Origin of the sequence: Flavobacterium soyae (genome assembly GCF_045348165.1) — a bacterium.
GTDB lineage: Bacteria > Bacteroidota > Bacteroidia > Flavobacteriales > Flavobacteriaceae > Flavobacterium > Flavobacterium soyae.
In genome coordinates, this window is record NZ_CP150845.1 from 3,559,968 (window position 1) to 3,576,001 (window position 16,034).

At 33.8% G+C, this 16,034-nt stretch carries 12 protein-coding genes; 1 reads left to right on the forward strand and 11 read right to left on the reverse strand.

Annotated features, from left to right (window positions below; genetic code table 11):
- Window positions 1–20 precede the first annotated feature (20 nt).
- The 11 genes from AABD74_RS15200 to AABD74_RS15250 all read right to left on the reverse strand — a co-directional run bounded on the left by AABD74_RS15200 (window position 21) and on the right by AABD74_RS15250 (window position 12,150).
- Window positions 21–401: a VOC family protein gene (locus AABD74_RS15200; protein ID WP_406843420.1), complete on the reverse strand. Its 381-nt coding sequence runs from the start codon at window positions 399–401 to the stop codon at window positions 21–23.
- A 31-nt stretch (window positions 402–432) separates the two neighbouring features.
- A complete protein-coding gene (locus tag AABD74_RS15205) occupies window positions 433–1,140 on the reverse strand; it encodes a DUF5131 family protein (RefSeq protein ID WP_406843421.1) in 708 nt (235 codons plus the stop codon).
- Between the two features lie 89 nt (window positions 1,141–1,229).
- Complete coding sequence (locus tag AABD74_RS15210; protein ID WP_406843422.1) at window positions 1,230–1,811, reverse strand: Crp/Fnr family transcriptional regulator; 582 nt, start codon at window positions 1,809–1,811, stop codon at window positions 1,230–1,232.
- A 198-nt stretch (window positions 1,812–2,009) separates the two neighbouring features.
- Window positions 2,010–2,384, reverse strand: coding sequence for a VOC family protein (locus tag AABD74_RS15215; protein ID WP_406843423.1), 375 nt, complete (start codon window positions 2,382–2,384; stop codon window positions 2,010–2,012).
- Between the two features lie 288 nt (window positions 2,385–2,672).
- Entirely contained in the window at window positions 2,673–3,338 is a 666-nt protein-coding gene (locus tag AABD74_RS15220) for an outer membrane beta-barrel protein (protein WP_406843424.1), read from the reverse strand.
- A 16-nt stretch (window positions 3,339–3,354) separates the two neighbouring features.
- On the reverse strand, window positions 3,355–4,647 hold the full coding sequence (locus AABD74_RS15225; protein ID WP_406843425.1) for a TolC family protein: 1,293 nt from the start codon (window positions 4,645–4,647) through the stop codon (window positions 3,355–3,357).
- Between the two features lie 11 nt (window positions 4,648–4,658).
- Window positions 4,659–7,772, reverse strand: a complete 3,114-nt coding sequence (locus AABD74_RS15230) for an efflux RND transporter permease subunit (RefSeq protein WP_406843426.1) — start codon at window positions 7,770–7,772, stop codon at window positions 4,659–4,661.
- Between the two features lie 219 nt (window positions 7,773–7,991).
- Entirely contained in the window at window positions 7,992–9,068 is a 1,077-nt protein-coding gene (locus AABD74_RS15235; protein ID WP_406843427.1) for an efflux RND transporter periplasmic adaptor subunit, read from the reverse strand.
- A 268-nt stretch (window positions 9,069–9,336) separates the two neighbouring features.
- Window positions 9,337–10,722, reverse strand: a complete 1,386-nt coding sequence (locus AABD74_RS15240) for an ATP-binding protein (protein WP_406843428.1) — start codon at window positions 10,720–10,722, stop codon at window positions 9,337–9,339.
- Window positions 10,719–11,399 (reverse strand): response regulator transcription factor, encoded by a 681-nt coding sequence (locus tag AABD74_RS15245; protein WP_406843429.1) that lies wholly within the window; start codon window positions 11,397–11,399, stop codon window positions 10,719–10,721. The genes AABD74_RS15240 and AABD74_RS15245 overlap by 4 nt, the downstream gene beginning before the upstream one ends.
- A 598-nt stretch (window positions 11,400–11,997) precedes the next feature.
- Entirely contained in the window at window positions 11,998–12,150 is a 153-nt protein-coding gene (locus AABD74_RS15250; protein WP_406843430.1) for a hypothetical protein, read from the reverse strand.
- A gap of 946 nt (window positions 12,151–13,096) precedes the next feature.
- On the opposite strand from AABD74_RS15250, the gene AABD74_RS15255 reads away from it, so the two are divergent.
- Window positions 13,097–15,460, forward strand: coding sequence for an arylsulfatase (locus AABD74_RS15255; protein ID WP_406843431.1), 2,364 nt, complete (start codon window positions 13,097–13,099; stop codon window positions 15,458–15,460).
- Window positions 15,461–16,034: the final 574 nt, after the last annotated feature.

Below are 16,034 nucleotides of genomic sequence, written 5' to 3' on the forward strand. Positions count from 1 at the left end.
TTTTTAAATGGTTTATATCTCTATTTCAGCGAATAAAGGCCTATTGTATTATTTTCACTATCCCTAAGAAGGGCAGAAAAACCAAAGTGAGGAAGTGGGGTTTTTGGAACTAATATCTTTACACCTTTTTCACGGGCTCTCGCCTCCTGAACGGCACAATCATCACAATTGAAATATATGATCGTTCCATTGGGTGAAGGTTTGTTAAATTCCATTTTTACAAGAGCACCGCCTGCCCCGGAAAAATGATCTTCCCATTCGAATAGCTGCATCTGACCATTTTCTTTTGTGAGGTCATTGAAATTTACGTCATCAAAAACATATTGATAAAAATTCATAGCGCGCTCCATGTCTTCGACATAGATCTCAAACCATCCGCCAATATTTCTTTTTGCTTTCATAATACTATTTTATAAATAACAAATATTGTAATTATTGAAAATTGAATACAGCTTGCAGCTCTTTATTTTTGCTTTCTTCTAAAGTAAGAAATGGCAATTCTTGGCACATCTCGTTTTCATTCATAATCGAAAACAAATTATCTTTCATGAAAATTGCCACATTTTCCTGATCAGCCTGTCTTACGATGTTATCAATCCATTCCTTTTTTACTGCAATTTTATCCTTTCGGTTCCCGGTTTCCGCTCCTATAACAATCCACTTGATATCTTGTAGATTTATTTCCCCGAGATCATTAAACAAAGGTTCAAAAGTCAGGAAATAATTTTTTGCTTTAATATTATTTCTCAACGCATCAATTCTGCGCTTATCATTCTTTGCCGTAATAGTTGCACCAATCCAGATATTTTGCAGTTCGGTTTGAAAAGAAATGCGTTCCGGGAATTTTGTAAGAAATAAAAAAGTATGTTGAGGAAAATCTTTTATGTAATCAAAAACAAGTTTTCTCCAATCTTCCTGCCAGTCTGAAAAATCACTCATACTGGTCATAAAGTATGTTTGGGGCTTTTTAGAGGAACTTATCTGCTTTAAACGATGTGGACTAAATTCAGGAATTTCAAAATCAGGCGTTATTTTAAACCTGTTGTTAATTTTCCTGGCATAACAATATACACAGCCTGCAGTACAACCATTAACAGGGTTAAGGGTTTTTACTAATTTACTAATATTAACAATTTCCATAATAAAATATTAAGATTTTACTTTGCAAATTTACGGGCCTTAGCAGTATACAACTGTAGAAGCAGATCAAGAAATATTATTGATCCAGATCAACTTCCTAATAAAGGATTTCTTGCCCTTCGGCTTCTTAATCGGCTGATAAACTCTGGAGATACACCAAGATAGGATGCAATATGCACCTGAGGTAGCCTGTTGAAAAGATTTGGATAATTGGATAGAAAATTATAGTAACGATCTTCTGCTGATAAGCTGATGTTTTCCAGCATACGATTTTGAAGAAGTACTAAATTCCTCTCTGTCAAAATTCTAAAAATTCTGTCAAATTTTGGTGCACGACGATATAGTGTTATAATATCTTCCAGATTTATTTGAAGTACTTCAACATTTTCCAAAACATCAATATTGAGTAAGGATTTTTTCGCATCATAAAAGCTTCCTAAATCATTTATCCAGGAATTTTCAGTAGCAAAAAGCAAAATGTGCGGGTTGCCGTTTTCATCGTCTTTATACATTCGCAGACACCCTGATAATACAAAAGTAAGGTGCTGGCAGATATCTCCTTCCTGAAGGACAAACATACGTTTTCTATAAGAACGCGGATGAAAGTATTGGCGGATCAAATCCTCTTCCTCTTTTTTCAAAGGAATGATTGCGTTAAAAAAATCAATCATTTCCTTAAATTTATCTTGCGCATCCTGATGCATAGGCTTAATATTAAAATGTTAAACTTGTATAAATATACGAAATATGGAATAATGTAAAACCTTGTTAAGGTTGAGCTTACAGATTGATTATTAAACTTAAGATAGGGTATAATAAACAAAAAAGCCTGCCACTTTGAATAGCAGGCTCCAAAAGATTGTTGAAAATTAATTTTTTACAGAAAACAATCCAAATTGATGTCCTGAATTGTCTTTCAATCGAGCAAAAGTAATATTGGAATCATCCGTAACCGGCCCCCATATCAGTTTGCCTCCGTTTTCCTGCGCTTTTTCTATTGCCTCATGAATATTTTCAATAAATACATAGAAAACAGCATATTCTTCCATCTTATCAGCTGTATACATCATTCCTCCTGTAGGAATTTCATTGCCGGGTTCTATTATACCATCGTATTGGTATCCCTGACTTTCAAGATCAGGATTTGTTTTAAAATCCCAACCGAACATTTTTTTATAAAACTCCTTTGCTTTTTCCGGTTGATTAGCACCGAACTCAAACCATCCTACTTGATTAAATTTCATAATGTATTTATTTTAAAAATTAAACTATACTCCTAAATCTATTTCTTTTACATAGACCAATATTAAACGATCAAACAAAATGTATTAATCTATGCAATGGATTAATTACTTCCTTTTATTTGTATGAAGTAACCTTAAACACATCCACAATAGCAATGGCGAATTTCGGAGTTGATAATTAATTTTGACGATGAATTAGGTCAATAAAAACTATTGATCTAAATCAATAGTTTCTAATTTTAGCGATTAAAAACTTCGGGTATCATCAATATTATTAATCCTGTTTATTCAAGGATGGCTAAAAGTATACCCCACAGTAACAAAAAAACTTTCGTTATAAATTTTCCATTGTTGTTTGGTATTTGCATTTTCTAATAACGGTACAAATCCACGGATAAATCTTGCACCAAAATTAAGACCGTTTGGTAGTTCATAATTTAAACCTGCAACAAAACCTGCATCCATTTTTTGACTATAATTACTTGTGGTTTCACCAGTTCCATAAATTGATTTATCAGTATATGTATTTCCATTGGCATCTTTGCGTTGTATAGATGCATTTAATAAAACACCAATGTAAGGCCCTGTATAAACTTGAAATCCTTTGTAATAAAAACTTGGACTCACTGGGAATATATCGATATACTGGCGCTTAAATTTACTTGAGAATTCAGGGTTTATTCCATCATCAATTTTGATAGAGATTACTCGCTGGCTGTAAAATAGTTCGTGTTTTAGTCCGAAGTATTTAGATGTCTTATTATCGAGTGTAATCCCGATTGATTGTCCGGTTAAATTTTTTTGAGAACCGCCACTGGATAAACTATCAATATTTTTACCGATTAATGACGTCCAGTTTATGCCACCACTTATCCCAAAAGTAAGTCTTTCTTGTTGCGCGCTGACTTTGAGTATAAAAAAAAGCATGATGCAAATTGTATATGTATTTTTCATTATTATCTGTATTATTTTAAAAATTAATATCCCAAATTCCTGTTGCTTTTTCTAGTTCGACAAGTGACGCAGCATAATTGTATAAGGTTTCATAATAATTAAGTTGAGTTTCATTGTATGTTCGTTGAGCATTTAAAACTTCAAGTAAACTGGTTTCTCCGCGTTTGTAACTATAAACTTTTCCATCGAGCAAACGTTGCGCATCGGCCAATAAACCAGTACTAAATTGACGCACTTGTTTTTGTGCTGTGAGATAATTAAACCATGCTTTTTGTACTTCTATCTGAATCTGTAGTTCTGTTTGTTTATATAAAACATCGGCTTGTTGTACACTAAATTCAGCTACTTTTAATTCACCTTTATTTCGATTAGAAAATTTAAGCGGAATAGTAATGCCTCCCGAAACTGCCGCGAAAGATGGAGTAGGAGCAACACTATTGGTAACTACCGAGGTACTTTGTACTCCCATATTTACTCCAAGATCGAGAACTCTATTTGCTTTGGTTAATCTTAAAATATCTTGTGATACATTTTTGTTTTTAAGTGCTGCCAATAAATCTGCACGATTGTTTTGAGCAGAAGTTATAATTTCGTTTAAATCAAATAAACGATCAAACTTTGTTAAATCTCCAAAAGGTAAATACAACGAATCTGCTTTTTGATTTCCCACAACGATGCCAAGTTGTAATAACGAGGTTTTCCAGTCGGTTTCACTTTGGTAAACGTCATTAAGCATAGCGTTAGCTTCTAGTTTACTTTGACGAGCATCAATTTCGGTAATACTACCCAGTTTAAAACGAATGCTATCAGCAAGAGCTATATTTTTAAGAATAGTGTAGGAGGTTAATTGCACTTTTAAAATTTCCTTTTGCTTTAAACTGGTTAAATAATTTAAAGTTGCATCGGCGCGCAGGTTCCTGAAATAATCTTCCAATAAAGATTTGGTTAACTCGCTTGTGCTTTTGGCTACATTTATTCGGGCTTTGCGTTTTCCACCAAGTTCCAGTGTCCAACTTAATTCGGAAGAAAATCCATATCCCATTTGCATTCTGCGCTGTCCATTATCACTGGCTCCAATGGCAAGTTCAGGATCGGGGAATACTTTCGAAGCTTCTACATTGGCTTCAGCTATATTTACATTAAATTTTTCGGCGGCATATCCTAAATTGTTCTTATTTACTAGGGATAAAAACTCTGAATAATTCATTTTTACTTTTGTAAATGTAGTGTCTATTTGAGCATTTGATACTGCCGAAATAAGCAGCAGTAACAAAAATATTATCCATTTATATTTTATATTTTTAATCATAATACATCATTTTATTGATTATCGGTTTTAGGTTGCATTACTTCATTTTTCTGATCGAATTTCTTTTCGATGAGATAATAAAGTGATGGTAAAACAAATAGCGTTAGTATCGTAGAAAATAGCAATCCGTAAACAATTACTGTTGCCAGAGGTCTTTGTACATCACTGCCTATGCCTGTTGCCAGTGAAGCAGGTAATAATCCTAATACTGCAACCGTTGCAGTCATTAATACCGGACGGAAGCGTTGTTTTGTGCCATTTGTAACTGCGCTGAGTAAGCCCATTCCGTTTTTACGAAGTTGGTTAATGTGCGAAATCATGATAACTCCGTTTTGTATCGCAACGCCAAACAGGGCAATAAAACCAACCGCCGAAGATACATTGAGCGTCATGCCACGTACATTAAGCGCTAACATTCCTCCAAATAATGCCAAGGGAACGATACTCATTAATAATCCTGCCTGACGGAATTTTCCAAATGCGCCATATAGTAATACAAACATTAGTGCCAGAGCAAGAGGAACTATTATTGCCAAATGGCTGTAAGCTCGTTCTTGATTTTCGAATTGTCCTCCCCATTTTATTTTAAATTGTTCATGGTCGTATTTTACTTTTTCTTCAATTTTGGATTGTGCTTCACTCAGGAAAGAACTCAAATCGGTGTCTCTTAAATTTAAGCGAACAGTAAGATGACGTTTGTTCATTTCTCTGGCAATGGTACTTTCTCCTGTATTGAGTTTGATATCGCATACTTGTGATAAAGGAATTTTTATGCCTTCGGAATTAGTCAGCATTAGATTTCCTATTTTTTCGGGAGTATTGCGACTATCTTCGTTGTAACGGGTTGTGATATCATAGACTTTGTTACCAACAAAAATTTGAGAAACGGCTTTTCCTCCCATTGCAACTTCTATCAATTCCGATACATCATCTACGTTCAATCCGTATTGAGCGATTTTCTGGCGGTCGGCAATAACTTGTATTTGCGGTAATGGTGGTTCTTGATCTATAGCAAGATCTACAGCGCCTTTTACATCTTTTAGGGTTTTAATAATATTCTCGGCAATTCGGCGGGTTTCCTTATAATCTTCGCCATAAACTTTTACAACCAATTCGCTATGCGCGCCGGAGATTTTATCCATTACACCATCGATCATAGGTTGCGAGAAACCAACATTATATCCGGGCATAGCGGCATATTCAGCAGCAAGTTCTTTGATTAAATCTGCTTTGGTTTTGCCTGATTTCCACTCGCTATAGGGTTTTAAACCAATACTGCATTCGTAATGTGATGGTGTCCATGCATCTGTTCCGTCATCATTGCGCCCTGCCTGAACCATCATATAAGTTACTTCATCATGTTTTAAAGTACGATGACGAAGTGTATCACTCATTTCTTTCGATTTCTCTAAAGTAATACCCGGTGGTAGCGAAACCTGTAGCCATATAGAACCTTCATCTAATGGAGGCAAAAAATCTTTTCCTACCATTACAGTAAGCGCAAATGCAAGGGCTAATACCGCAATTAAAGGAGCAAACACTTTTTTAGGAGCCTGAATTATTTTTAATATGCGATTATGATAAGAATTAGTTAGTTTATCCAACCACTTATTATGATACATTTTTTGTGGCTTACGATAAATAAAATAAGCCAATCCCGGAATAAGTATTAAAGCGACCAATAACGCTCCAAAAAGTGCATATCCTACAGTAAATGCCATTGGCGTGAATAGTTTTTTCTCTACACGTTCAAAAGCAAACAGGGGTAAATAAGCCGTAATGATTATTAGGGTAGCAAAAAAGATAGGACGAGCAACACTTTTTACGCTCTCGGCAATGCTTTTTTCGGTGAGTTCTGTGTCTTCATTATCTTCTCGTTTTTTCAGGATAGTTTCCATCATTACAATTGCTCCGTCCACAATAATTCCAAAATCAATTGCTCCAAGAGAAAGCAGATTGGCGGGAATATTGGTAAATTTCATTAAGATAAAAGCAATTAAAAGCGAAATAGGAATTGTAATTGCTACCAATAAAGCTCCTCTCCAGCTACCCAGAAAAACAATTAGTACAATAATTACCAGAGCCATTCCTTCTAATAAAGTATGCGAAACAGTCGCAAGAGTTGTGTCTACCAAACTGGTTCGGTCTAAAAAAGCATGGATCTGAACACCTTCCGGAAGGTAATTTTTATTTAAATCGTCAACCGCTTCGTTTACACCTTTTAAAACTACCGATGGGTTTTGATTTTTTAGCAAAAGCACGATCCCTTCGATATTATCCGAATAATCAACTCCACGTTTATCTGTATATCCCAATGCGCCTTTACGCTCCAGATTACCGTATTTCAATTTTCCAATATCGTTTAAATAAACTGGAACCCCATTGACCGATTTTACGACAATACGACCAATATCATCCAGATTTTTCACCAAACCTATTCCGCGGACGACATACGATTGATCTCCACGATTGATGACACTTCCACCTACATTGGCATTGTTTTTTTCGATAGTTTCGGTTATTTCGCTTAGCGATAAACCATATTGTTCTATTTTTAAAGGATCAAGTTCAACCTGATATTGCGTTGTGATTCCGCCAAAATTGGTAACATCGGCAACGCCCGAAACCTGTTTTATTCTCGGGATAATCGTGTATTCTTGTAATTCACTTAATTCTCGTAAATCATGATTTTTACTTTCAATAATATAACGATAAATTTCGCCGGTAGGAGAGGTAAGCGGATCTAACCCCGGTGTTGCGCCATATGGTAGCTCGACATCGTTTAAACGTTCCTGAATTCTTGTTCGAGCAAAGTAATCTTCGACACCATCATCAAAAACAATGGTCACCATAGATAAACCAAAGGTGCTTTTGCTTCTCATAACATGCATTCCTGGTAAACCATTTATAGCACGTTCTATCGGAATAGTAATTTGCTGTTCTATTTCTTCGGCTGCCAATCCCGGAACTTGTGTTACCACTTGCGAGGTTACATCGCCAATGTCTGGATAGGCTTCTACAGAAAGTTGTGTCCAAGAGTAATAACCAAACAAGGAGAGAAGTAAAAATAACGCCAGAATTAACCAGCGTTTTGCTATTGTTGTTTCAAATATATTTTGTTTCATTTTTTTTTAAGGTTTAAAGGCACTGAGGAACTAAGGTTCAAAGACTGAGTACTTTTTTATTATAGATATCTCGTTTCGTTTGTCAATTTAGACGAAGGAAAAATCTCCACAAGTGGCTCGACAATGATTATGGAGTTTCTCGCAAAGATTTTTCCTTCGTCGAAATGACAATATTGGAGAAAACCTTTGCGCCCTTTGCGGTTAATTTTTAGTTATGTTTTATTTCGCTTCAAGCAGATAAAAAGCCCCTTCGCTTATGATTGTTTCATTAGATTTTAATCCGGATGATATTGCTATTTTTCCGTTTTTAGAAATCCCGGTTTCTACATAACGTCTGGTGAATTTTCCTTTTGCAATCTGTACAAGTACAAAACTTTTATCGTTAAATTGTAAGACAGCTTTGGCAGGAACAAACAAAGTGCTTCTGGCGATATCTATAAATTTTACATTTACATACATACCAGGTTTAAGAGTATGGTTATTATTGTAACATTCAATTAATACTTGTACGCTGCGGGTGGCTTCATCGACGATTTCATCGATATGGTATATTTTTCCTGTAATTTTTTTGTCGGGATAGGAAGCAATCTGAATGTCAGCACCATCTAATTCCTGAATAAAGCGAATATCTTTTTCTTTAACCTGTCCTGCAACCCAAACCTTTTTTAAATCGGCAACTTTAGCTTTGGGAGCATCATCAGCTTTTATGTATTGTCCCATTACAACTTCGTTTGTAATAATTTCTCCGGCAATAGGAGAGGTGACTATTAATGGTTGACCAAAAACGAGTTTATTTACATTTACTCCAAATATTTTTAGGCTTGCAATAGCATTTTGATATTCTTTTTCGTTGACTTCAAAGTTGGTTTCTGCTTCTTCCAAATCCTTTTGAGATCCCACACCATTTGCCTTTAAATCCTGCTGGCGTTTTAATGAAAGTCTGGTAGCCTGATAAGCTGATTTTGCCTGAAAGAAGCTTTTTTGAGCATCGATAAAATCAGGCGAGACCATCTCGAAAAGGGGGGTGCCTGCCTTAGTTTTCATTCCCAGTTTTAAATATACTTTGGTTACTCTGCCTGAAAACGGAGGAGCAATTTCTGCATAAAAATTCGGAATCGCTTTTACTGTTCCTGCCGTTATTAATTGGGATTGATACAGTTCGGTTTTAACAGTTTCCAATTTTAATTTAGGAGCAATTGTTGATGTTACGGGGACAAGAATAGTATCGTTTTGTACGGAATAATTATCTTTCTCTATTGTAGTTTTTTTATCATTACATGCGGTAAGAATGGTCATTGCAATTAAAAAAAGAATACTCTTTTGATTTAGATTTTTGAATATTAAGAGTTTGTGGCTGGAGTTTCTTTTGTGCATCATAATGGTTTGTTTTTATGTAAATCTAACAGGCTGTGAAAACCTGTTAGATTTATGTTGAAGTTTAGGCGAGAACTATTTTTATCAAATAAAATAGCTTCCTTTTATAATGGCGCAAAAATAGAACAACCCCGGAAGAGGGGCTGTTAGAGATGTTTTAGAAAAAAATTAGAATTTTATTAGAGAAGATTTAATCTATAGTGGCTTTTGTGTCATGGTAAAGTTCGACGGTAAATATTGTACCTGATTTTTTATCAGATAAAACAGAGATAGTACCTTTATGAAGTAAGATTATTTTTTGGGTCAAAGACAATCCAATACCGTTTCCGTCAGCATAAATTTTATTTGATCCTCGATAAAATGGTTTAAAGATATGTTTTAAGTCTTCTTCTAAAATTCCAATACCATTATCGTAAAATTGTAAAATAATAGCCTCTTTTTTAAACGAGATGAGAACCTTACTTTGCTTGCTTTCTGAGAATTTGCAACCATTTTCGAATAAGTTTACAAAAGCTACTTTTAGGAGATATTCATTTCCATTAACAGTGATTTGATCATCATCTTCAAAATTATTTTCAAAATGAATAGCTACATTATAATTTGGATTTGATTTTTGAACTTGTTGTTGGGCATCAAGTAAAACTTCATCAATACGAATTTGTTTGAATGTGATTTCCGAAGGATCGTAATTAGCTTTGGCAAGATCCAGCAAACTATTAGAAAGCTTTGCTATTTTTTTAGCATCTTGTAATGTGTTTGAAATAACGATCTTATATTCTTCTATCTTTCGTTCTTTATTGGTGGATAGTTCAAGTTCTGCAATTATAGCAGAAAGAGGCGTTCGTAATTCGTGAGAAATATTAGAAACAAACTGCTTTTGTGAATCAAAGGAATTTTCCAGCCGGTTTAGCATTTTATTAAAAGTTGCTGCCAGCTCTGATATTTCATCTTTACTTTGGTTTATATCTAATCGCAAATCAAGATTTGTAGCAGAGATTTTTTTTGCTTTGCTAGTCATTTTAACGATAGGTTCGAATGCTTTTTTTGAAAAAAAATGACCTGTTATATAAAGTATCAAAATAGATATGATGAAAACAATAATACAGGTTTTAAGTAAATTATCTAATTTAATATATCCAAATCCATCGTATGCTGCAGCTGTAATTACATATTCTTTTTCTTGAAAGTTATATTTCATTCCAATTACCTGCCAATCATTCTGATAAAATTGTATTTCGCCTTTTCGGACAATTTCATTAATCATTGGCTTTGTTTCTTTGACCACATCTATATCAACAGCATCATGATATAATAATTGAAACGAAGTTTTATAAATGGCGACTTCCACTTCATTTAATGTAGCACGATTGTTTTTATAAATGTCTTGTAGCGTTTTACTGTTTACTTTGGCATTAAAAAATAAATTGGCTTTGGTAATTGCCTCCTTTTTTAATAATGCATAAAATTCTTTTTCTCTGTTTTCTCTTGCAGAAACCAGAATAATAGTAGCAAATACTAATAAAATAGCAGCAGTTATAATAGTAAACAATATGGTTAGGCGGGTTCTTGTTTTCATTCTGCTTTCAAAATAAATCCCATTCCGGATCGGGTATGAATGAGTTTTTTATCAAAATTTTTATCTATTTTTTTTCTTAGATAATTAATATAAACATCAATAAAATTTGTGCCGGTATCAAAAAGAGTATCCCATACTTTTTCGGCAATTTCTGTTCGGGATAAAACGCGCTCCGAATTTCGGAGCATATATTCTAAGAGTTTAAATTCTTTTGGAGTAAGATTTATTTCAGTTTCGTTTCTTTTGACATTTTTGGTTTGGAGATTCATTTCAAGATCAGCGTATTTTAGAATAAAACCAATGTTGTTTATAGTAGTATTACTTCTTTTTAACAAGGCTCTTATACGAACTAAAAGCTCTCTCATTTCAAAAGGTTTTGTCAGATAATCATCTGCTCCGGCATCAAAACCCTCTACTTTATCATTGGTTGTACCCAATGCAGTAAGCATTATTATAGGTAAATTGGGTTTAATTTGGCGTACCTCCTTGCACAAATCAAGTCCGTCAAGTTTAGGCAAGATTATATCTGTAATAATCAGATCATATTCATTATTAATTGCAAGTTTTTTTCCAGACAGGCCATCATAAGCTACTGTAGGGGAAAAACCATGCTCACTAAGTCCTCTTTGGATTAGTTCGGCTACTCTTTGATCGTCTTCAACTACTAAAATTTTCATCTAAACAAAGTTATAACATTGAAAGTAGAATAGATTAAAACAAAATAATTATTTAATGATACAATACATGTTGGATTGGCTTCATTATTTTTTTTATAGTTTGGCTAGTGTTTCTCCGTTAATTGTTTGTAGGCATGTTCGTAAGAATGCAAGGTCTGAAACAGCATTGCAAACAATACAGTTAAAGACGCAAAAAGATTAATTAAGACAATTTTCTTTTTCATTCTTGTTTTGAAAATCTTTGCATAGAAAGGACTGTTTTTTAAACCAATCTAACGCAACTTTGTTGCAAATATAAAATTCTTATTTAAATATTTCTATGATAGTATTTTTATTTACATTTTAGTAAAAAAAACAGGCTCAATTTAAAGAATTGAGCCTGTTTTAATAATTTTGTATAAGTTAATTGCTCGTTACAGAATAGCTGTTACAGGTATAAATTATTTTAAAATTTGTCTTAGTTTTGTCGCTGTTTTATATTAGTAAAAAAAACTGCTAAGAGATAATGAGTAATAAATCAATTATTAACCTCCCTTGAGTAACAATTAATAATCGCAGATATTCGCAGGGAAGATTTAAGTAATGAGGAAATGATATATCATTTTCTAGATGTGATAGCACTATCTTGATCAAGAAATTTTTCTTTTTCGTTTAAAAACTTCTTTACTACTGCGTTTGCCATGAATTTTAGAAAGCTTAAAATTTCTGTAGCTTCTTCCAATGTAACATCCATTCCTTCATCATTAAGCATTTTTGTGCCTTTTGTGGTGAAATTTTTCCATTATGCTTTTCTTCTTCGAATTCCATAAAACTAAAATTATTGTTAATATAAAAATAATATTTTTTATTCTTAATGTTTACAATGCTTGAGAACGGTTTGTATCCAGTAGAGTTAACTCTACATATTTACAAACCGCATGCTTTTTCGATGTAAAAGATGGTTAAATCGCTTCAAAAAGGCCAAAAAAAAAGCTAAAACTTTCGTTTTAACTTTTTTTTAAGAGTGACCGTTACTGAACAATTTACAAACCATTTTATGAATGATTTAAAGAAATTGGCTTATTTTCAAGTTAATTTGTAAGATAATTATTTTAAATTTTCAATTATGAGCGGTTTGTATGTGTCGTAAGGGTTAAATATTTAAAAAACGCTAAAACGTAAAATCTCTGATTTATTAATGAGCCATTTTTTAAATTAATTTTCAAACAATAGAATTTTAAAGTAATATGAAAGTTGAGTTTTGTTTTATATAAAGTTAATATATAATTGAAGATAATCCAGTTCAAAATTTGGTGATGATTTTAGAAATTGAAATTTATTTTTTTTTCAAATGTGATGGAATAATTCTTTGAACCACGTCAAAATTGTTAATGCTAAATATTAAAGAGAGACAACAACTTTTAATGGAAGAAAAGGTTTCCTCTCCAGTTAGTCCTCCGGCAAAATTGTCGTTAGAATAATTGTTCCTTCGTACATTAGCTTTCGTGTTAAAAAAGATAGGAGACCCAAATATGAATATCTACGTTTAGATTTTTTTTAGAGACAAAATTGTACTGGACTCAAAAATATATTGTGTCTCTCAATCTTGTTGCATTTTATAATTTGCAACCAGTTTAATAAAATGTACCTCATTAATTCTAAAAGTGTTATGCTAATTTTATGGTGTAAAGACTTATTACACACGTAAAATTTAAGCTATGAATAATTTAATGAGTAAAAAAACATTTTCTTTTCTTTTTGCAATATTGTCAATAAATTTTGCTTTATCACAAGAAAATGAAAAATCAGGAACACCACAGGTTTTGCCTCGTCCTGATTTTCATTTTCCCGGAAACGTTGGGAGAACCTATTTAGAATCAGATCCTCCCCAATTTCCTCAACCTGCAAAAGCTCCCAAGGGAGCACCAAATATTGTTCTGATTTTACTGGATGATGCAGGTTTTGGACAGTTTAGCACTTTTGGCGGAGGTATACCTTCTCCAACTATGGATAATCTTGCCGCTGAGGGATTGCGATTTAATCGATTTCATACAACTGCTTTATGTAGTCCTACTCGTGCCGCTTTAATTACAGGTCGTAACCACCATTCAGCATCATTTGCAGGTATAACCGAAGTAGCTACGGGTTATGAAGGGTATACTTGTATTCTTCCTAAGAGCTGTGGTACGGTAGGAGAAGTATTAAGTCAAAACGGTTACACAACAGCATGGATAGGTAAAAATCATAACACACCTCCGTGGGAGTTAAGTTCAGCAGGCCCATTTGATCATTGGGCAAACGGATTGGGTTTTGATTATTTTTACGGATTTAATTCTGGCGATATGAATCACTGGAATCCTGTTTTGTTTGAAAATAGGAATCTGGTGCCAGCTTCATCAGATCCAAATTATTATATGACTACGGATTTAGCAGATCATGCCATTTCCTGGATGCAAAAAACTAAAAGCATTGCTCCGGATAAACCTTTCTTTTTATATGTTGCACCAGGTGCTACCCATGCCCCGCATCACGCTCCTGCTGACTGGATAGCTAAATTCAAAGGAAAGTTTGATATGGGATGGGATAGTTACAGAGAACAAGCATTTGAGCGTCAAAAAAAATTAGGAGTGATTCCGGCTAATACAAAATTAACAGTTCGTCCTGAAAGTTTACCTGCTTGGGAATCTCTTAATGCTGATCAAAAAAGACTATATGCTCACATGATGGAAGTATTTGCTGCTTATGGAGCATTTTGCGATGATCAGATGGGGCGTATTATAAAGGCTGTAAAAGAACTGCCAGATGCTGATAATACGATGATCGTTTATATAGCTGGAGATAACGGTTCAAGTGCTGAAGGTGGAATTGAGGGATCGGTAAACGAAATGTTATTTTTTAATGGTTTTCCTGAAAAATGGCAGGACAACCTAAAAGTAATTGATGAATTAGGAGGCCCAAAACACTATAATCATTTTAACTCAGCATGGGCTTGGGCTATGAACACACCTTTCCAGTGGACTAAACAAGTATCCAGTCATTTTGGAGGAACAAGAAATCCTATGATAATTGACTGGCCAGCAAAAATTAAAGATAAAGGAGGGTTGAGAAACCAATTTATGCATGTAATAGATATTGTTCCAACGATCTATGAAGTTTGCGGTATTACTCCTCCTATAGAAATCAATGGAATAATGCAGAAACCAATCGAAGGAACCAGTTTTGCTTATACTTTTGCTAAAGATAGTACTCAGGCAAAAGGGCGTCATAAAGTTCAATATTTTGAAATGGGGTGTACTCGAGGTCTCTATTCAAATGGCTGGATGGCATCTGCTACAGCATTTGTACCTTGGAATCCAAATCGGGAAAGTTTTGATCCAGACAAGCAAAAATGGGAGCTTTATAATATTGATGAGGATTTTAGTCAGGCAAATGATCTGGCTGTTAAGCAACCTGCAAAACTCAGACAATTACAAGATCTTTGGTGGGTAGAAGCTGCAAAATACAATGTATTGCCTCTGGATTGGCGAGGTTCTATAAGAATGAATGCTGAATTAATGGGAAGACCTACTCTTGTGGGACGTCGTAAATCAATGACCTATTATGACGGTACTAATGGTTTGCCTGATGCAGCGGCACCTTCTATACTTAATAAATCATGGACTATTACTGCAGATATAGAACTGAATGATGCCAATGAAAATGGTATTATTATCACTCATGGAGGTATGCAGGCTGGTTACGGATTGTATTTAAGAGATGGTAAACCTATATTTGTATACAATTATCTTTCATTAGACCGAACTTCTATTGTAGCAACAGAAGCTTTACCTAAAGGAAAACATAAACTAGTAGTAGATTTTAAATACGATGGTGGAGGAATGGGTAAAGGAGGAACGATCACGATGACAGATAGCGGAAAAAAAATAGGCAGTGGCAGATTAGAAAAAACAGTCCCGGTTCAGTTTTCTATTGTTGAAGGATTAGACGTTGGTAAAGATGGAGGATCTCCTATTGACTGGACGTACAAAATGCCATTCAAATTTAGCGGTAAAATTGAAAAAGTAATCGTCGATTTAAAATAGTTTAATATTTATGTGATTATAGAATGCTAAAAAATATAAAATCTTAATCATTTTTAATAACTAGCTTTTTTATCTTGTAAAAAATGGTTTGTAAAAACCACTATAATTAAGGAACCTTCAATGTCATTTGATTTTGGAGGTTTTTTTGTTCAAATCTATTTTCATATTATTCTTTCGTTAACCATTATAACGACCTTTTTAATATATAATTTTTGTTTGGATCTTTTTCCATTATTTAACTTTCTACTATTTTTTGTTAAAATAAAGATAATACATTCGGTTTATTCCTTTAAACAATAGATTTGCTAATGGTTTGAATCCTGAGTAGTCACCCCGACAAGACTCCCAAACCGCTTTAAAAAATAAGTTAAAACTGATTAAATATCGTAAAAAGGTATAAAAAAAAACGCTAAAACTAATGTTTTAACGTTTCTTTAAGAGTGACCTCGACGGGACAAATTTCTATAAATTTTATGGAGGATTTAAAGAGATTGGCTTACTGGAAGTAGAGGCTGTCTTTCATTGGCTTTATGAATTTGGTTTGGATGTCCCGTTGGGGATTGATGGAATTCGT